Raw genomic sequence first — 19,352 nt, 5'->3', positions numbered from 1 at the left:
AGGCAGAAGATGCAAAAAATAAGAAATATCGCAATAATTGCCCACGTCGACCATGGTAAAACTTCCTTGGTGGATCGTTTACTTCTTGCGGGCAATCTATTTAGAGAAGAGAATAAAGAGCTGGATCAGCTGTTGGATAATAATGACTTGGAACGAGAAAGAGGCATCACCATATTATCCAAAAATGTCTCTATCTCTTACAAAGGCTACAAAATAAATATCATAGACACTCCGGGGCACGCGGACTTTGGAGGTGAAGTGGAACGTGTACTCAACATGGCAGATGGTTGTTTGCTGTTGGTTGATGCTTTTGAAGGTCCTATGCCTCAGACTCGATTTGTGCTTTCAAAAGCGATAGACATGGGGCTGGTTCCAATAGTCGTGGTAAATAAAGTGGACAAACTCAACTGCAGACCGGATGAAGTACAAGATATGGTATTCGATCTTATGTTTTCACTGAATGCTTCGGAAGAACAGCTTGACTTTACGACACTATTCGGTTCTGCGAAAGAAGGCTGGATGTCTTATGATTGGAGACAACCAACTGCTTCCATTGAGCCTCTTCTAGAAGCTATCATAGAGCATATTCCTGAACCGGTGCAACTGGATGGGACAACTCAAATGCTTATTACCTCTTTGGACTACTCCAAGTATGTAGGTCGAATAGCCATAGGACGTGTACACCGAGGCTCTCTCAAGGAAGGACAAGACATAACACTCTGCAAGAGAGATGGCAGTATGGTAAAAAGCAAAATAAAAGAGCTTAACGTATTTGAAGGTCTTGGACGAAAGAAGGTAGAAGAGGTGTCCAGCGGAGATATATGTGCTGTAATCGGCATCGCAGGATTTGAAATTGGAGACACAATTGCCGATTTTCTCGAACCGGAACCCTTACCTACTATTGCCATTGATGAGCCTACGATGAGTATGCTATTTACAATAAATACCTCTCCCTTCTTCGGGAAAGAGGGTAAGTACGTTACTTCTCGGCATATACATGACCGACTCATGAAAGAGTTGGACAAAAACTTGGCATTAAGAGTGGAGTCAACGGAAAATGCAGACTCTTGGCTTGTTTATGGCAGGGGTGTATTACACTTATCTGTCCTTATAGAAACAATGCGGAGAGAGGGATATGAGCTTCAGGTAGGACAGCCTCAAGTCATCATCAAAGAGATAGATGGAGAAAAATGTGAACCCATAGAAGAACTTACGATCAATCTCCCGGAAGAGCATGCCAGCAAAATCATAGATATAGTAACAAAACGAAAGGGAGAGATGCTTTCGATGGAGAACAAAAACGACAGGATATTCTTGCAGTTCTCCATCCCATCAAGAGGAATCATCGGACTCAACAACAGTGTTCTTACAGCATCAGGAGGAGAGGCTATTATGGCACATCGCTTTGTCTCTTTTGAGCCTTGGAGAGGACCGATTGAAAGACGTAATAATGGCTCAATTATTGCCCTTGAAAGTGGAACGGCTTTTGCCTATGCTCTTAACAATCTTCAGAGTAGAGGAAACTTCTTTATCTCTCCACAAGAAGAGATATATGAAGGCCAGGTAGTTGGAGAACACACTAAGGAGGGAGACCTTGTAGTGAATGTTTGTAAGACAAAAAAGCTGACCAATATGCGAGCTTCAGGAAGTGATGAAAAAGTCTCGCTTGCTCCACCGATAGTGTTCAGCCTGGAAGATGCTCTTGAATACATCAAAGCAGACGAGTATGTGGAGATCACTCCGAAAAGTATGCGTCTGAGAAAAATACTTTTATCCGAAAATGATCGAAAGCGAGCGGGTAAAAATGCTCTGGTCTGACATGGACTTTTCCGACGAAAATAAAAATAAAGTTTTGGCGATAATCGTGTTACATAACGCAAGTATGTGGCACGATTTGTCGTTCAATACCCTCCTTGATCAACCGGATATAGATCTATTTATAATAGATAACGCAAGTACGGATGATACTCCTGTGTGGCTGCAAAAGACTCCAAACATACAAAAGCGCGTATTCTCTAAAATCAATATCGGATTTGGGATGGCAAACAACCGAGGTATAGAGTATGCCATAGCTCACGGCTACAAAGGAGTTTTACTGATCAATCAGGATGCCTGTATCGCACCATCCGAAGCAAGAAAACTCATTGAAGCAGGAGAAAAAGACTCTACTTGGGGTATCATCTCGCCAATGCACTATGTCGACGAAAAGAACTTGGATAGAGGCTTCTCCAACTATATTCGTCATTGCTCGAACACTTCTTCCGAAAATGAGATAATAGAGGTTCCCTTTATCAATGCTGCTCTTTGGTATATACCATATCAGACTCTTGTAAAAGTAGGAGGCTTTTCTCCTCTGTTCTTCATGTATGGGGAAGACAAAGATTATTGCAACAGAGTAAGATATGCCGGACTAAAAATCGGCTATCTTCCTTCTGCCAAAGGCTATCATCATCGATCTCAACAAGAGGATATACCAATAGAGAAAAGACGAACGTTAGAATACACTTATCATCTCACAGAATGGATCAATCCCGGATACTCTTTTTTCAAATCTCTGAAGAAAGGCCTGATAGATTTGTTCATAAAAGTCCTTCTGAGAAGACACAGACTTTCTCTTACAGACGTCAAAAAGCTATGGAAAAGACGACATGAGGTAGCTCTTTGGAAAGAAAGACCTGCCATAGACATAGACTCTATTCGCAGGACTCTACCAAGCGAGAATAGTTCTCTTGCTCCTGTTTTGCTTTTTGTTTATAATAGACCGGAACACACCAAACAGGTTATCAACTCTTTACTTGCCCAACCAGAAGCTGCCTATACTGATCTTATCATCTTTTGTGATGGTGCGAAAAACGAGCAAGACAAAACAAAAGTAGAAGAGGTTCAAGATATAGTGGATAACATCAACGGATTTAGGAGTAAAACCATATACCAACAATCCGGAAATATTGGATTGGCAAAGAGTATCATTGATGGAGTGACAAAGATACTTCAATCATATATCTCAGTCATCGTATTGGAGGACGACCTAACATTGTCTCCCTACTTCCTAAGATGGATGAATGATGCTTTGAATAGGTATTCTTCCGTAGAAGAGGTGGCTCATATCTATGGATGCAACTATTTCCAAACAAAAGGAGGCAATCCTAATGGAGACTTCTTGTGCTTTGTAGGATCTTGGGGCTGGGGAACTTGGCAAAGAGCTTGGGAGAAATATGCCAAGTGGGATGGCGAAAAGCTTCTTCATGAGATAGAGAAACATGATCTCAAAGGAAAGTTTGACTTCAACAACTCATATCCCTATACTCGTATGCTAAAAAGACAGATAGCGGGACAAAATAACTCTTGGGCCATACGCTGGAATGCCTCTCTATTTTTACAAAATAAGCTATCACTTACAGCAGGAAGATCTCTTGTGAACAATATTGGTTTTGATGGATCCGGGACTCATTGCGGACAAGACTTCCTATATGGTAGCACTCTTGTTCCTTACCCTCTGTATGCGGAGACTCCTCCACAAGAAGTAAAAGAGAATCTAATATTCCGTAAAAAATTGGAGCGCTACTATCGTAAAACCAACTCTATACCTGCAAAAGCGTGGCGGAGGATACGAAAGTTTTCGCTAATTTTGTGAACATAAAACTTCAGCAGATAATACAAATACGCAAATAACTATACAGCAAAATGTTTAATAATCTTTCAGATAGACTCGAAAGGTCATTCAAAATACTTAAAGGGGAAGGCAAAATAACGGAACTCAATGTGGCCGAAACATTGAAAGACGTAAGACGAGCTCTTTTAGAGGCAGATGTTAACTTTAAGGTTGCGAAAGACTTTACCAATAAAGTAAAGGAGAAAGCCCTCGGACAAAATGTTCTGACTTCTATCAAGCCCGGTCAGCTCATGGTAAAGATTGTCCATGATGAGTTGGCAGAACTTATGGGCGGATCTGCTGAGGACATCAACCTAAGTGGAAATCCTTCTGTGATATTGATGTCCGGCTTGCAGGGTTCCGGTAAGACAACATTTACCGGGAAGTTGGGGAACTATCTGAAAACCAAACAGCACAAGAAACCTTTACTTGCAGCATGTGATGTTTACAGACCTGCTGCGATAGAACAACTTCACGTACTAGGCGAACAGCTGAATATCCCTGTTTATAGTGAGAAAGAGAACAAAAATCCTATCACTATTGCAAAGAATGCTATACAGAAAGCCACAGAAGAGGGCTGTGATGTTGTCATCATAGACACGGCAGGACGATTGGCCGTAGACGAGGTAATGATGAATGAGATTGCCTCTATTAAAGAGGCGATTCGTCCGGATGAAATTCTCTTCGTTGTAGATGCAATGACAGGACAAGATGCAGTTAATACTGCAAAAGAGTTTAACGACAGACTTGACTTCAACGGCGTTGTGCTGACAAAACTTGATGGTGATACACGAGGCGGAGCTGCCATATCCATTAGAAGTGTTGTTACTAAGCCCATCAAATTTATTGGTACGGGCGAAAAGCCTGAAGCCATAGATGTGTTCCACCCAAGCCGTATGGCAGACCGTATCTTGGGCATGGGAGACGTTATCTCTTTGGTTGAGCGTGCTCAGGAACAGTTTGACGAAGAGCAGGCAAAAAAGCTACATAAAAAGCTTGCTAAGAATCAGTTTGACTTCAACGACTTTCTTGAACAAATTGCCCAAATCAAGAAGATGGGAAATTTAAAAGATTTGATTGGAATGATTCCGGGTATGGGCAAGGCTATCAAGGATCTGGATATTGACGATGATGCTTTCAAAGGAGTGGAATCCATCATATATTCCATGACTCCCGAAGAGAGATCCAATCCTAATATCATCAACGGATCAAGACGGAAACGTATTGCTGCGGGCTCGGGTCGCTCTATACAAGAGATAAATAATCTTTTGAAACAGTTTGAGCAAACTCGTAAGGTCATGCACATGATGACCAATTCAGGAGCCGGACAACTAGCGAAATTAGCAGGAGGTTTACGCCCAAAACGTTAGGCTTGAAGACAAACTTTTTGAAATTATCAACACCAACTATTGACTACAAAACAAACAATGGAAAGTACCAATTTTGATACAAACAAATACCAAATTTTAAGTGGCAAAGAGGCCTCGGCTCACTTCAAAGAAGAGATAAGAAAAGAGGTCGAAGCCTTCGTTGCCCAAGGAGAAAGAGCACCACATTTGGCTGCCATATTAGTAGGACACGATGGCGGCAGTGAGACCTATGTGGCTTCTAAAATGAAAACTTGTGAAGAGGTAGGATTCAAATCCTCCTTAATCAGATATGAATCAGATATCACTGAGGCAGAGCTTTTGAAAGCAATACAAACCCTTAATGAAGACAATGAACTTGATGGCTTTATCGTTCAGATGCCTCTTCCTAAACATATAGATGAACAAAAAGTGATAGAAGCGGTAGATCCAAGAAAAGACGTGGATGGATTTCATCCTGAAAACGTGGGAAAGATGAGTATAGGTTTGGACACATTTGTCTCAGCCACTCCTCTTGGTATCATTTCCCTTCTGAAATACTACAATATCTCTACCAGAGGAAAGCATTGTGTGGTTGTAGGTCGCAGCAATATCGTAGGAAAACCGATGGCTAATCTGCTCTTATACAAAGGAGAACAAGGTGACGCCACCGTTACCGTATGTCATAGCAGAACTCCCAATATCGCAGAGATAACCAAACAAGCAGATATCCTTATTGCGGCAGTAGGTATTCCGGAATACATCAAAGGAGACATGGTAAAGAATGGAGTCATTGTTATAGATGTTGGTACAACAAGAATACCGGACAGCAGCAAGAAAAGCGGCTTCAGACTATCCGGAGATGTCAAGTTTGATGAGGTTGCCCCAAAAGCCTCTTATATTACTCCGGTACCGGGAGGAGTAGGTCCGATGACAATATGCTCTCTTATGCAGAATACCTTAAAAGCTGCAAAACAAAGAAAGAAATAGGTCCTATTATAGATATTGGCTCTTAAGCCGATTTATAAGACGTCACTCCTCCCTACTCTTAATTTCTCAATTAAGACTGGAGAGGAGTGAGTCTTTTATGGTAGTAATAAATACTTCTGAAACTTCATGACACGAAACAGAATAGTTCAATACCGATCTTTGGCACTGTTTATCCTTACAGCTGCCATCATCGTTATGTTTTATCCTCGAAGAACAAAGTTCAAATACCAATTCACAGAGGGAAGACCTTGGAAGTATGAGTTGCTTACTGCTCCCTTCGACTTCCCTGTAATAAAAACATCCGCACAGATACAATACGAAAAAGATAGTGTTCTTCGATCTGTTATGCTCTACTATACATTGGAAGAGCAGGTATATAAATCCGTAAAGAACGAACTTATTGCCGACTATAACAGAGAACATCACAAGACTCTTGGAAACGAATACATCAACTATCTTGTTCATGAACTTGAGATCATCTACAAGCAAGGAATATTAAGTCAAAGTTTATACGATGACCTCTACCAGCTGAAAGAGAAGAGCTTTAACATCATTACAGAGGATAACATAGCAAAAAAGCGAACTCTGGATGATGTTTATACTCTAAAACAAGCGTATGAAAAGGTACTGACAGATGCTCCTGCATCTGTTTCAAGTGAAGGTCTGCGCACCATTGGAATAAATAAATACCTCCGATCTAATCTGGTCTTTAATGCAGAAGTAACAGATAAAGTAGAGCAAGCCAAACTTGAAGACATTGTGGCGGAGCAGGGACGTGTACAAGCCGGAGAGCGTATCGTAGGAACAGGAGACGTTATCACTCCCGAAATATATATGCAGCTGAGTTCTCTGAAAAGGATTTATGAGAGTCAATCATCTACCGGCTCCAGCTCTATTCTTATTTTATTAGGACACTTTATACTGAATCTTATCATCCTCCTCTCATTTTGGGGTTACTTGGTCTCTTTCCGACCCAAAATCATTTCTGATATAAAGAACTCGTTTTTCTTTCTCTCCATCATATTGTTATTCGTCATTCTCACAGAGATAGCCGTTTCGTATGAGATCTTTAATATCTACATATTGGCTTATTCCACCCTTCCTATTCTGGTTCGAACCTTCTTCGACTCTCGCACAGCACTCTACGCACACATCATAAATGTACTCACCTGCTCTCTTATCGCTCCTTATGCCTTAGAGTTCATCATCATACAATTCCTCTCCGGTGCCATGTCAATACTGACCCTTGTACGTTTATCCCAACGTTCGGACCTTATCCGAAGCTCATTCTATGTATTGCTCACCTGCATTATTACCTATGCCAGTCTGACCATATTTCAAGAAGGCGATCTGCAAAATATCTCATGGAGAATCATTGTATATTTCCTCATAAGTTTTGTCTTCCTAATGTTTACCTATGTGATGGTATATGTGTTAGAACGGGTTTTTGGCTATGTTTCTAACATATCTTTGATAGAGCTTTCGGACGTCAATACTCCCATGCTTCGTCAATTATCGGAAATGGCTCCGGGAACATTCCAACACTCTTTGCAGGTATCAATATTAGCCACATCTGCAGCGGCACGTCTTGGAGCAGATGTTCAGCTTATCCGTACCGGAGCATTGTACCATGACATTGGAAAGATGAAGAATCCAGGATACTTCACAGAGAATCAAGGCAACAATAATCCACATGACAAACTACCGTTTGATGAGAGTGCAAAGATCATCATTAAGCATATCACGGATGGTATAGAACTGGCAGAAAAAGCGAGACTTCCGAAACAGGTGATAGACTTTATCCGCACACATCATGGATTGAGTAAGGTAAAATACTTCTACTACTCATATAAAAATGCCAATCCTGATGCAATCATAGATGAAAGTATATTCACTTATCCCGGTCCTAATCCGTACACCAAAGAGATGGCAATACTGATGCTTGCAGATGTCGTAGAAGCCTCATCAAGAAGCCTTAAAGACTTTACTGAAGACAGTATGATGGCTCACATCAATAAAATCATAGATGGAATAATAGAAGAAGGACTCCTAAAGAATAGCCCTTTGACATTCAAAGATGTAGAAATAATTAAGGAAGTATTCTTCGAGAAACTTAAAACCATGTTTCATTCTCGCATCTCCTATCCAGAGCTCAAAACAAGAACAAATGCTTTCGAGTAAAGATTTATCTCGCATACCAGAAGAGGAGCTTCTGCCTCTCCTTCAACAAGAAGAGAGCAAGGAGCAAGCGTTCTCTGTTCTTGTAAAAAGATACAGCCCCAGATTGTATGCGGTGATCCGTCGCATCGTGCTCTTCCACGAAGATGCCAACGATGTTCTGCAGGAGTCGCTGTATAAGATCTGGAAGAATATTGCTTTATTCAAGGGCAATTCCAGGCTCTACACGTGGATGCATACGATAGCAACAAATGAAGCTCTATCTCATCTCAGATCCGAAAAATATGAACGAAAAGTTCCGCTATCCACATCGGAGTATGATCTCGCTGAGATACTTATGAACGATCCATACTTTGACGGAGACAATGCGGAAGCTCTTCTTCATGCAGCAATAGCTACTCTCCCGGAAAAGCAAAAGCTGGTTTTTCAATACCGCTACTTTGATGAGCTCTCCTATAATGAGATTTCTCAACTGACGGATACATCGGTCGGAGCTCTTAAAGCGGACTTTCACCATGCACAAAAGAAAGTAAAACAACACATTGAGATAGAATCGGATTAAACCTTTATCCCTAAACCCTATCTAAGGGATGTAGGTAGGTCATACAATACAGACACGACATTATTATATTATGAATGAGATAGATGAAATAAAAAAGAGATCTTTGGGATTCCGAACTCCCGAAAACTATTTCAAGAACTTGGAAAAGGATTTGGTCTCTACTTTCAAAGAAAGAGAGCAGACAGAAAAGGCTCAAAAGGAGGAGATAAAGCTCTCCGTTTGGTCCAGGCTGCAGCCATACATCTATTTGGCTGCGATGTTTATTGGCTTGGCTCTTCTCATAAAAGTTATTCTACCGACTCCGACCGACACTTCTATGGAGAATGCTAATATTACGGCGGTAGTGGATTACAAAACCGATGAAGGATACTCGATTGAGTGGGATGATGCTACTTACACCTCCTATTTAGAGGATCAGGCAGCCGAAGCTTATATGGTCTCATACATATCCGAATAACATATAAAAAATAAAAAGCCATGTATTTACATACAAAAAATAGCGTAAACATTGCTATTCAAAAGATTTTATTATTTATCTTTGTCGCAGTAGCGTGCGTTGGTACGATAAGCGGTCAAAACCATGATAAAGTCGAAAAGCGATCTCAAAGAATGCGAGAGTTTACCGAAGGGCGGAACGCGTATATTGCGGAAAAGGCAAAGCTGACCGTTGCAGAGCGGACTTTCGTAGAACAGGAGCTTCAGAAATATGACGTAAAGAAGCAAAAGCTATGGATGGAGATGAACAGACTCATCAAACACACAGCGAGGGAAGATGTCGTCATATCCGAAGCCCAATATGGAGAAGCCTTAGACAAAACCGTGGAGAATATGAAAGCTCAAGCAGAGATTACTCAAGAGTTGATTACGTCTCTTCGTTCCAAGCTATCAAATACAAAGGCATTTCAGATCATACATGCGGAGAACGTCTACACGAAGCGTTACTTTGCAAGGAAATCTAAAGGCGAACAACACCCGAAGGAAACAACAAAGAAATAATTTGGGTAAGAACTTTAAAGATTAGATTAGTGTGGGTGATGGCAGACGAGAGTCTCCCATCACTTTTTTTGTGCCCGGTCGTAGATTTTGACGTTTGCGTTGGAGAGTCTGCGCGATGCTTAAAGATTCGGAAAATCATGAGATCGGGTAGCGGGAGGCTTGCTTTCGGGGAAAGAAGAAAGAGCAACGCATCGCAAAGACGGCTGCTCTTTCAAAAGATAAACGATAAGTGTAAGTGTTTATCTATAAGGATCCCTCTGCATGTCTTGTGGCGTGGCAGCCGATATTGACTGCGACGGGAAGCCCGGCTATGTGGGTGGCTTCGGTCAGGATGTTCACAGCCAGAGCCGTTGTGGAGCCTCCGAACCCGGCGGGGCCTATGCCCAGTCGGTTTATTTCTTCCAGTAGCTCTTTTTCCAGGCTTGCCACAAACTCGTTGTCGCTGTGAGAGCCCACCGATCTCATCAGAGCGAGCTTGGAGAGATAGGCGCAACGCTCCATCGTTCCGCCGACACCTACTCCCACCACTATCGGAGGGCAGGGGTTGGGGCCTGCGTCCCTGACCACTTTGATCACGAAGTCTTTTACGCCTTGCACGCCCTGCGAAGGGGTAAGCATTATGAGCCGGCTTTTGTTTTCGCTGCCGAAGCCTTTTGGTGCCACGAGGATGTGCAGCTCTTCTCCTTCCACTATATTATAATGTATGACTGCGGGGGTATTGTCTCCGGTGTTGGTTCGGTCGAACGGATCTTTCACCACGGATTTTCTCAGGTATCCGTTCCGGTATCCTCTTCTGACGCCCTCGTTCACGGCATCTTTGAGGCTGCCTCCTTCGATGTGCACCTCCTGTCCGATGGTAAGATAGACGACGGTCATGCCGGTGTCCTGACACATCGGCACTTCTTCGGTACGAGCGATGCGGGCATTTTCGAGGATCGTGCCCAGTATCTCTCGTCCGAGGGGCGACTTTTCCTGTGTTTTGTATCTCTTCATTGCGTTCTCGATGTCGGGGGCGAGCTTATAGTTGGCATCCATGCAGAGGCGTTCGACGAGGTCTGTTACCTGAGAGGTATGAATTGTTTTCATGAGAGGGGTAGAGTGTTATTCTTTTCGGGTTAGAAAGTAGTTGGTATTCTGGTTTTCGAGATCCTTATCGGTTTGGACGTCGAGCAGCCCGACCATACAGTAGACCTTCTGCTTGGGGTCGTGTACCCAGTGGCGGACCAGATAAAAGTTCTTGATTTCGGATGTTCTCGGTACGTGCAGTCGCGGACCGGTGCAGGGCACTTCTCTGTCTGCGACCATGATATGGTTTTCGTCCTTGTAGGAGATGGTGAGATTTTGGTCTATCTTCTCCCGGATCAGCTCTGCCAGGCGGTCGAAGTTGATTGGCAGCGGCGACTCGGAGCAGAGCACAAAACCGTTCCGTATATCGCTCACGGTGAGGCTTTCCATCCCTATCCCCCACTCGTCCATGAGGGAAAGCAGCGTCAGCTCCTCTGCCGAGTGTGCCATCTTGCGATACCTCAGCGAGCTGTGCACCATGTCGTAGATGCGGTCTGCCTGCGGTCCGAAGATGGTGGGATGAGTAACGATAATCTCCTCCCCGATCCCCACGATGATGTCGGCGTTGCGTCCGAGGGCGGGTTGGAGCAGGTTGAAGTGTTCTATGACCAGCCTGCGCCCTTTTTCGAGCATGTTCTTGACAAAGTCCACGATCTCGTACATCTGTGTGAATCCGAGCTGAAACCGCATATCCAGATGGTAGGTGGAGCTTTCTCGCTCCGCCATGTCGAATGTGTCCCTCACCTGGAGGATCTTTCTCGGATTGATGACATCGTCATCGTTGGAGAGCTCCAAGCCCGGAAACATCCCTTTGATCAGGGACGATTTTCCCGAACCGGCATCTCCGACGATGCCCACGAGCCGATCTCTATAACTCAAATGTTTTTGTGCGATCTGCTCTCCGAGGAACATCAGTCGCTCTCTCCCTCGCGGGGCAAAATACTGGGACGAAACCGAGTATTCTCTGTACAGATTCAGGGGGTTCATTGGCGTTATCGGGGGTATGTGTAGAGTGATCTTTTTGTTGCTTTCGGAGCGTCTTCCGACGGCATTTCCAAAAGTCTTTTTAGAAGCATGATAATCAGCTGTTTATAGCGAAAAATAAATTTCCTTCGGAAGGGGTGAAAATTTCGTACGTACAAAAAAAAATTTTCGTACGTACAAAAAAAAATTTTCGTACGTACAAAAAAAATTTTTCGTACGTGCAGAAAAAATTTTCCGTGCGTGCAGAAAAAATTTTCCGTACGTGCAGAGAAAATTTTCCGTGCGTGCAGAAAAAATTTTCCGTGCGTGCAGAAATAAATTTGCGTGCGTGCGGAGAAAATTTTCCGTACGTGCAGAAGTAAATTTACGTGCATGAAGAAATAAATTTGCGTGCGTGCAGAAATTTTGCTCCTTCCGAAAAGAGGCAATTTTCCATCAATGAGCGGAACCGGCTCCGTAAATGACCGGAACCGATTCCGCCACTAATCCGTCTGTCTCTGTCTTTTTATCCGACAAATGCGGCACCGTTTCCTCAGATCTCGAACCCGAAAGTTACGAGAGGGGCATGCTGTTGTGCGCCGTACACATCGGTCTCGCCCAATGCTCCGGACGGAATGGGACGAACGATGGTTACCTTGATCGCCTTGGCAGGGTCGAAATGAACGATATTCATGATGTCGTCCTCCGAAATGTTGTACAGCCGCGCAAACATCTCTTTGGTGAAAATTCCGGCGTCTCTCACCATGTGATAGCCGTCGAAGTCCTTGAAAATCACGTCGAATGTCAGCTCGTAAGGTCCGGAGTTCTTGCTCCTGATAACGGAAGCAAGCTCTCTCAAAGTATATCTTGCCATGATTTATTTGCTTATTCCTTGGTTAAACACTTCGTACCTCGCAGGGAAAAGAGACGTTGCATCCGCCACTTTCAGCAGGTGATACACATTGAACTCGAACACCTCGCCCACATGACAGTCCGAAGGCGAGAACGGGAAAGCAAGATTCCCCGCCGTGGAGATGCGTCCCTCGTAACCGTAGTGCAGCATCGTGCTTCTCGCAAAACCGCAGATCGTATCCGCCTGCTCCTGAGTCGCCGCCACGGCTTCGATGATGATGAGAAGTTCGCGAGGCTGATACTCGTCCGCCCTATCCTCGAAGATAGCCATCGTACCGTTCTTGCCGTAGACCTTGAAGTCCAGGAAGAAATCGCGAATGCCGTAAGCATCGAAGTTGTTCACCACACGCTCCTTGACCTTCTCTTTCACCTCGTCTATCTTCGAGATGAGGATGGGATCCTTCACCGCCGCGCAGGAGATGGTCCGGTATCCGACCTTGCGCACGCCTTCGAGCTTGACGAAATACTCCTCCGTAGGCTCGAACCTGCTGCCCGATACCCGGACACGGTTCTCTTCCACCTGCTCGAACTTGGTCTCGTGCAGATTGATGGCTCCGCCCGGACCCGGCAGGATGTAAGGGTTGCTCTTCTCGTACAGCGTATGAGCCGCCACCGAAAGAGTGGTACACTTGCGAAGCGGAGAGAGCGTCTCCAGCTCGAAGTGATCCCTGCGGAGATAGCCGAACATACAGTCCGAACCGCTGCCCGGAAGTGCCGCGATGGCTGCGCACTCCAAAATCTTTCCCATGTGGATCGCCAAGCCTTTCTCATAACCCCGGCTGATGGCCAGCGCAGAGAAAACACTCGGATCATACGCACGCCCCGCCACTATCACATTCGCTCCGTTCTTCAATGCCTCGATGATAGGCTCTTCTCCCATCTGTGCCACTATGCGAACGCTCTCCTCGACATCCTTCTCGGTAAGCTCCTTCGCCGGCTTGAGAGGCGTGATGTTGCCCTTGCGAAGCTCCGAAAGAATAAAATCCTTCTTAAACTCGGACTCGATGACCGCCATCTTGAAAGAGAGCAGCTTCTCCTTCGCAATCTCTCTGACAATATCAAGCACAAACTCCACATGAGGATGACCACCCGCACCACCGGCAGAACCGATGATCACAGGGATATTTCTTTCCACCCCCGCAGGGATCATGTATTCAAGATCTCGCTTGACGGAGTTTCTGTCCGTAAAAGACTTGCCGGCTCCCAAGTAATACGGACCCGGATCTGTACTTCCGGCATCCACGGCTATAACATCGGGATTACGCTTCATGCCCTCCAAGAAAGACTCTTCCGGAAAGCCGTATCCCAAAATAGCCGTAGGAGAGAGTACTCTTATCTCTTCCATAATATAATGTGTTGTAATTAGAGTTTATCCTTTAGTGAAAGTATTCTGCTCATCTCGTTGAAGACTATCATGTAGCCTTCGTCCACACCCATACCGGGCTTGGCAAGAGTTTGAGCCGGCCGGGTAGCCATGGCAATGTTGGCGCAGATCTCGGCAGAACGGCTTGTCTCGTTGCATGTTCCTCCCAAGTAAGCCCCCATTCCATGCTCTTTACAGTAGAGAACGGCTTCTATCGAGTTGTTGATACCGCCGAGGTCAGGAGTCTTAATCTGCGCCATGTGTCCGGCTTTGGCTTTGGAGAAGTCTACAATATCTTCAAAAGTATTGCACCATTCGTCTGCCACGATTTCGGCAGTAGAGCCTTTGGCATCCATGTGCTTGCGGATAGCTGCCAAAGCATCTATCTGTGCCCATTTCTCCTCAACGTCCACCGGACCTTCTACACGCAGCTTGAACGGCTTGGCTATCTCTTCCAGCTCCATAACGTAGTCCGCGATCTTTTCAAAGTCATTATTGAATACGATACCGAGCGTACCATATACGTCAATGTGCAGAATAGGGTTGTAAGAGTCCGATGTTCTGTATTCGAGAATGCGGTTTCTCAACCATTCCACATACGCTTTCATCTTCTCGCCCTTGAGACCGACCTTTTGTTCAACGTGGTTGAACAGAGCATGAGGAAGCACCTCTGCACCTTTCATGATCATCTTATCTGCGTTTTCATAACGGTTGTCTCCACTCTGAGTGAAGATCGGGATCATCTTATCCGAAACCTTTGTGCCGTACTCTTCCGCTATGACTTGAGCCATAAGCTTTCCTTTGCTCTTGGCAACGGCATCCAAGCAAGCTTGAGTAACGCCGTAGCGAATAGCCGTGTGGTATTGTTTTCCTGTTTTCGGGCAGACAAACTTATCTACCAAGTCCGCCATCTCACGGAATGTAGTGATCTCTTTTCCTTCATACATCGGAGCTATCTCCTTTTCGATAACAGGAATGAAGTTCTCTGCCAAAAACAGAGGATCTCTACCCCCTGCTCCCGAATACTGCACCGCAGCACAGTCTCCATGAGCAATGGCTCCGTTTTCCAATATAAACAGTACAGAAATAGCCTCGCCTGCCTGACGAACAGAAGAGAAACCCTCCGTAACTGTCTCACCTTTATAGAAAGCACCATCGCTTTCCGCACCTTTTTTGATGGCTCTTTGGTCATCAAAGTAGAAACCGGTCTTTCCGGCTGCACATACTACTTTCTTAATCTTCATCGCGTATGTAGTTTTTAACGAGTTTATGTTTAGTATTAGGTTGTAATAGAAAGTATGCAGACCTTTAGCCTGCATACTCTTTCTGTTTTAGTTTGTATTTCTACCTACAAGAAATCCTTTACCGATGGCATAGACATCATCTATCACCATTTGGAAGCTCACGGTTCTGTCTTCTGCTCTTCCTCGCTCTTCGAGTTTCGCTCTGTGGAACGCTTTAAGCTCTTCGCTGAATGGAATGTTTCCCAACTCCAAAATTCTCACAGCACCGAAGTTGTCGCGAGCAGGCATTACCTTTCCGGCATTGTACTTCGATGGAGCAAAAGGAATATCCAGTACACCTGCTTCAAATGCCGCAATGGTACCCTTGGCATAGTCGCCCTTGCCAAGCTCCTCTACCTTATCCAAGATACATCTCATCTCTGCTTCTATGATTTCGCTCTCTGCCAAAACTGCCGGGATTTCACGGAAGTCTTGGTCTCTCAACATGGAGATCACCTGTTTTGTGGCTCTAAGACCTGCCGCGTTAGCCTCCTTGGTAGGTACCCCCATAGCTTCGTGCGGAGTCTTTACAATAACCTTTGTCGCTTTTGCCAATGCAGCAGCGGCAGCTCCCCAAGATATTACACCGAATGCTTTGGCTTCATCTTGAGGGAATCCGCCCATCCATTGGTGGAATACAGTCGTAACCGTACATCCTTTATAGCCGTATCTCTCAAGATACTCTTCCGTCATCTTCTTCAAAGATCTCACTGCTGCCACGTCCTGGATGAGGTTACCGCACTGACCATAGCCTACGGTAATATCCTTAACACCCTGCTCTGCGGCAAGTAAGCTTTCAAGCACGGCAACAGAGTTGGAGATACACGGAGGGATCAACGTACCTGTAAGAGGACCGAATGGTTCACGGTTGATATTGATACCGGCTTCCGCATACATACCGCAAAGACGGTCTGTGTACTGCCAATAGGCAATGGTCTTCTCCAAAGAGTAGTTTTTAGAATACGGAATGTTATAAGAGATACCACCACCCTCGTATGATGTAAATCCTCCTGCGATAGAGATCTCCGTCAAGAGGCGTGCATCAGGAGTTCCGTGACGCACCTGAACCGGATTTTTAAGCGCAGAAGTTACCGACCTACAAATATCCACACCATAGTTTACGATAGGGAAACCATTAAGCATAGAGCGTCCGGTCTCCTTACTCTTCTCTATACCATTCTCTGCCTCTTTGTATCTGTTGAGACGAGTATAGCTGTCTACCGTTGAAGGCAGAAGATCCGCTTCTCCCTCTGTTTCCAAAAACTGAAGCAGCTTGATGTGTTCATCGTAAAGAGCCACACCGGCACGAGGTTGAATAAGAGTTACTCCCTCTTTCTCTGCCTGTTGCAGCTTTGAGTCGAAACGCTTTTCAGGCGCGATGCGCTTCTGATACTCCACAGCTTCATCAAAGTTTACACCTGCTCCCGTAGGCCATTGTTTCAAGACCTCTTCGCGTTCTTTCATGAACACGTCTTCGGGAATTCTTACATTCTTTACTTCCATAGTCTAAAAATGGATTCTATTCTTTAGTTTAATCTTCTTTTCTACTTCCCAATATGCCTACCATACCAAGGCACAAAGACCTCATTCCTCTAAGCAGTCGTACAGGAATAAGGTCTTCTATTATATCATAAGGTTACTACCTCTTTCTTCATCAGTTCGAGAGCCAATTCGGGATCTGCACTGCTCAGAAGCCCCATAGAAGCCATGATGTACCTCTTGTCCAAAAGGAATGCAGGCTTTTTCGGCTTGGCACTCTCGTATCTCATCGGGTCGTACAATGCTCCTTTCAGCACCTCTTTAGGGTTCGGACTATTGAGGATAGCTCCTCCGATACCCAGCACAAACGGGACTTGAGTAAGGTCTTTACCATTAAGCGTAAAAAGCTCACCCATAGGCGTATAAACCTTTGCAAGTGTTCCGCAATGACGCTCCATGGCAATCCTCACGGCAGCTCTTGCCAATGCCTCTTCCATTCGTACTTCTCTCTCGTTTGAGGCAAGAGTATCCGGTGTGTCCGTACAGCTTTTTACCCAATGCACCAGCTCTGTCTCCTCCACTTCTGCTTCCAAAGAAAGTTTGTAGGAGTCTGCTTGCTCCAAGAGCGGAATCAAGCTATATCTCATCCCCAAATCTCCCTCAACGGAACGTTTGCTGTAAGGCTCCGGAATACCTTTCAGCATGATGCTTTCCATTGTAGGCTCTCCCTTTGCTATCGAGTAAACATCGGTAGTGGCTCCGCCGAGATCTATCGCCATCAAATCCCCTATTCCCGGCGTCTGTTTCGTACCCAAACTCAAGAGATTACAGGCATTCAACACGGCATAAGGCGTAGGCACGATCTTGAAGCGAGACATCTCTTGTATGGATGTAAGCCCCTTAGCCTCTATGATCTTAGAGATAAAAAGCTCCATTATACAACGCTTGGCAGGCTCTATATTGAGTCTGTTGAACTCCGGCATCACATTTTCTGTGATGATAAACGACTTATTCCCGGCAGAGAGAATCTCTTCCAGTTCGTAAGATGCTGTCTTGTTTCCTGCCACTATAATAGAGAAGTCTCCGGGAATCTCTATCAGACGACGAGCATTGGCGAGTATAACCTCCTTATTTCCTCCGTCTGTTCCTCCACAAAGCAGGATCAAATCCGGAGCGATGGTTGCTATCTCATGCTGTTCTGCCTTTGAAATCTCATAAGCATAGGTCTTAACCACCTTTGCTCCTGCGCTTGAAGCAGCCATGCGTGCAGCTTTCGATGTCAGCTCCGGCACTAAACCAAGAGCTACCATCTTGAGTCCACCCGCGGCAGAACTACAACAAACCAATTCGTCATACAGCCATGGCTCTCCTATGTTCTGTTCAAGCGCAAGAAGCGCATCCCGAAAGCCATCTCCGATATGAGTTTCAATTGTTGTAAATGCAGCAGCCGTACCTACAATTTTACGGGAATTACCATCTATTGCGGTAAGTTTGGTGTAGGTACTTCCAAAGTCCGCAGTAAGGTACCTCATTACTTTAACGAGTTACTCCCAATATTTTATCAAGATCTGCTATTGTAGTTTCTATTGGAGTTCCGGGAGGATAAACACAGTTGAAGCCCATTTTCTCAAAACGCTCTTTAACGTCTGCGAACTCCTGTTTACCTACCACAAGATTGCCACCGGCAAGGAGAGGAATACCTTTTAACCCGGCTTCATCACACTTTTCACGAAGACCATTACAGTCTATTTCACCATGACCATAAAGAGAAGAGACGATAATAGCATCGGCCGCCGTTTCTATGGCAGCTTCTATATACTCTTCCTGTGAGACCATAACACCGAGGTTAACAACCTTGTAGCCCGCTTGCTCTAAAGCAAATGCAATAATCTTATTCCCTACAGCATGGGCATCCGCACCGATAACACCGGTGACCACTGTCTTTCCATTCATAATATTTTTCTACCTATGTGCTAAAAATGAAGCTTAGCTTCTTATATACTTCTTCGTCCTTCACACATCAAGACACGTTTTTCAGTGGTTTCTCGTGTCCTGTGTGCGATTATAGACACAAAGTTAAACAAAGATTTATAATCTGGACAACCGAACCCGAATTTAACGTTATCACATCTCTTTCATAGCTTTTTCTCCACCCTTCAGAAGCTCTTTTTTCTCATCCTTTTCGGGGAATAAAAGGGGGCTTTCGGCGGTGTGTTTTATATAAAAACGGAAGCCTCTACCGGCTCGTCTGTTTCGACATTCTCCGGCTCTCTTATAGCTCTATTTTTCTCTAAACAACAACCAAAACACTCACACACAATAGCATACAAATTTTCTCGAATTTTAGAATCTTTCTCTCCTTAGACGATTTCATGGGCTGTTTTTGCGTTAATAAAGTTGAAAAACAAACCACTTTGGTGCAAACAAAACCTAACGACAAAAATCCGGAAAAAGAGGGCAAAAAGAGAAGAAAATAGCTAATACGCTAATAATCAGGATTATAATCATTTTGGCTAAACACTTTAACCAAATCCGGTAAACGTATTAAATGAAATCGGTAAAC

General features: G+C 44.6%; 16 protein-coding genes. 8 read left to right on the top strand and 8 right to left on the bottom strand.

All coding sequences use genetic code 11. From position 1 onward, the window contains the following. The first annotated feature begins 9 nt into the window (after positions 1-9). The 8 genes from typA (at position 10) to HQ43_RS01395 (ending at position 9,724) form a co-directional block, all read left to right on the top strand. Positions 10-1,818 (top strand): translational GTPase TypA, encoded by a 1,809-nt coding sequence (typA, locus tag HQ43_RS01430; protein ID WP_036788775.1) that lies wholly within the window; start codon positions 10-12, stop codon positions 1,816-1,818. Next, entirely contained in the window at positions 1,781-3,634 is a 1,854-nt protein-coding gene (locus HQ43_RS10155; protein WP_081964506.1) for a glycosyltransferase family 2 protein, read from the top strand. Before typA ends, HQ43_RS10155 begins: the two co-directional genes overlap by 38 nt. Positions 3,635-3,684: 50 nt before the next feature. Then, on the top strand, positions 3,685-5,022 hold the full coding sequence (gene ffh, locus HQ43_RS01420) for a signal recognition particle protein (protein WP_036788773.1): 1,338 nt from the start codon (positions 3,685-3,687) through the stop codon (positions 5,020-5,022). A gap of 57 nt (positions 5,023-5,079) precedes the next feature. Beyond that, positions 5,080-5,988 (top strand): bifunctional methylenetetrahydrofolate dehydrogenase/methenyltetrahydrofolate cyclohydrolase FolD, encoded by a 909-nt coding sequence (gene folD, locus HQ43_RS01415; RefSeq protein ID WP_036788771.1) that lies wholly within the window; start codon positions 5,080-5,082, stop codon positions 5,986-5,988. Between the two features lie 126 nt (positions 5,989-6,114). Next, complete coding sequence (locus tag HQ43_RS01410; protein ID WP_036788769.1) at positions 6,115-8,169, top strand: HD family phosphohydrolase; 2,055 nt, start codon at positions 6,115-6,117, stop codon at positions 8,167-8,169. After that, a complete protein-coding gene (locus HQ43_RS01405) occupies positions 8,156-8,728 on the top strand; it encodes an RNA polymerase sigma factor (protein ID WP_036788768.1) in 573 nt (190 codons plus the stop codon). The genes HQ43_RS01410 and HQ43_RS01405 overlap by 14 nt, the downstream gene beginning before the upstream one ends. A 70-nt stretch (positions 8,729-8,798) precedes the next feature. Beyond that, positions 8,799-9,185 carry a hypothetical protein gene (locus tag HQ43_RS09380; protein WP_052102994.1) on the top strand — a complete coding sequence of 129 codons (387 nt, stop codon included), beginning with the start codon at positions 8,799-8,801 and terminating at the stop codon, positions 9,183-9,185. 20 nt (positions 9,186-9,205) lie between these two features. Next, on the top strand, positions 9,206-9,724 hold the full coding sequence (locus tag HQ43_RS01395; RefSeq protein WP_036788766.1) for a hypothetical protein: 519 nt from the start codon (positions 9,206-9,208) through the stop codon (positions 9,722-9,724). A gap of 243 nt (positions 9,725-9,967) precedes the next feature. Here HQ43_RS01395 and HQ43_RS01390 read toward each other — a convergent pair whose 3' ends face one another. The 8 genes from HQ43_RS01390 to glmS all read right to left on the bottom strand — a co-directional run bounded on the left by HQ43_RS01390 (position 9,968) and on the right by glmS (position 18,742). Next, entirely contained in the window at positions 9,968-10,810 is an 843-nt protein-coding gene (locus HQ43_RS01390) for a fumarate hydratase (protein ID WP_036788763.1), read from the bottom strand. Positions 10,811-10,825: 15 nt separating this feature from the next. After that, positions 10,826-11,776, bottom strand: a complete 951-nt coding sequence (locus HQ43_RS01385) for a hypothetical protein (protein ID WP_036788761.1) — start codon at positions 11,774-11,776, stop codon at positions 10,826-10,828. Between the two features lie 529 nt (positions 11,777-12,305). Beyond that, the gene (locus tag HQ43_RS01380; RefSeq protein WP_036788759.1) at positions 12,306-12,626 is read right to left on the bottom strand and encodes a DUF4387 domain-containing protein; all 321 of its coding nucleotides are present in this window, start codon (positions 12,624-12,626) and stop codon (positions 12,306-12,308) included. A gap of 3 nt (positions 12,627-12,629) precedes the next feature. Beyond that, positions 12,630-14,009, bottom strand: a complete 1,380-nt coding sequence (locus tag HQ43_RS01375; protein ID WP_036788757.1) for an acyclic terpene utilization AtuA family protein — start codon at positions 14,007-14,009, stop codon at positions 12,630-12,632. Positions 14,010-14,026: 17 nt separating this feature from the next. Further along, a complete protein-coding gene (locus HQ43_RS01370; protein ID WP_036788755.1) occupies positions 14,027-15,271 on the bottom strand; it encodes a methylaspartate ammonia-lyase in 1,245 nt (414 codons plus the stop codon). A gap of 87 nt (positions 15,272-15,358) precedes the next feature. After that, on the bottom strand, positions 15,359-16,813 hold the full coding sequence (locus HQ43_RS01365; protein ID WP_036788754.1) for a methylaspartate mutase subunit E: 1,455 nt from the start codon (positions 16,811-16,813) through the stop codon (positions 15,359-15,361). A 125-nt stretch (positions 16,814-16,938) separates the two neighbouring features. Next, entirely contained in the window at positions 16,939-18,321 is a 1,383-nt protein-coding gene (glmL, locus tag HQ43_RS01360) for a methylaspartate mutase accessory protein GlmL (protein ID WP_036788753.1), read from the bottom strand. 4 nt (positions 18,322-18,325) lie between these two features. Then, a complete protein-coding gene (gene glmS / locus HQ43_RS01355) occupies positions 18,326-18,742 on the bottom strand; it encodes a methylaspartate mutase subunit S (protein WP_036788752.1) in 417 nt (138 codons plus the stop codon). Between the last annotated feature and the right edge of the window lie 610 nt (positions 18,743-19,352).

This window comes from Porphyromonas canoris (assembly GCF_000769115.1).
GTDB classification, from domain to species: Bacteria; Bacteroidota; Bacteroidia; order Bacteroidales; family Porphyromonadaceae; genus Porphyromonas_A; species Porphyromonas_A canoris.
The sequence above is the reverse complement of the archived record's forward strand: the minus strand, read 5'-3'. Positions and strand labels throughout refer to the sequence as shown.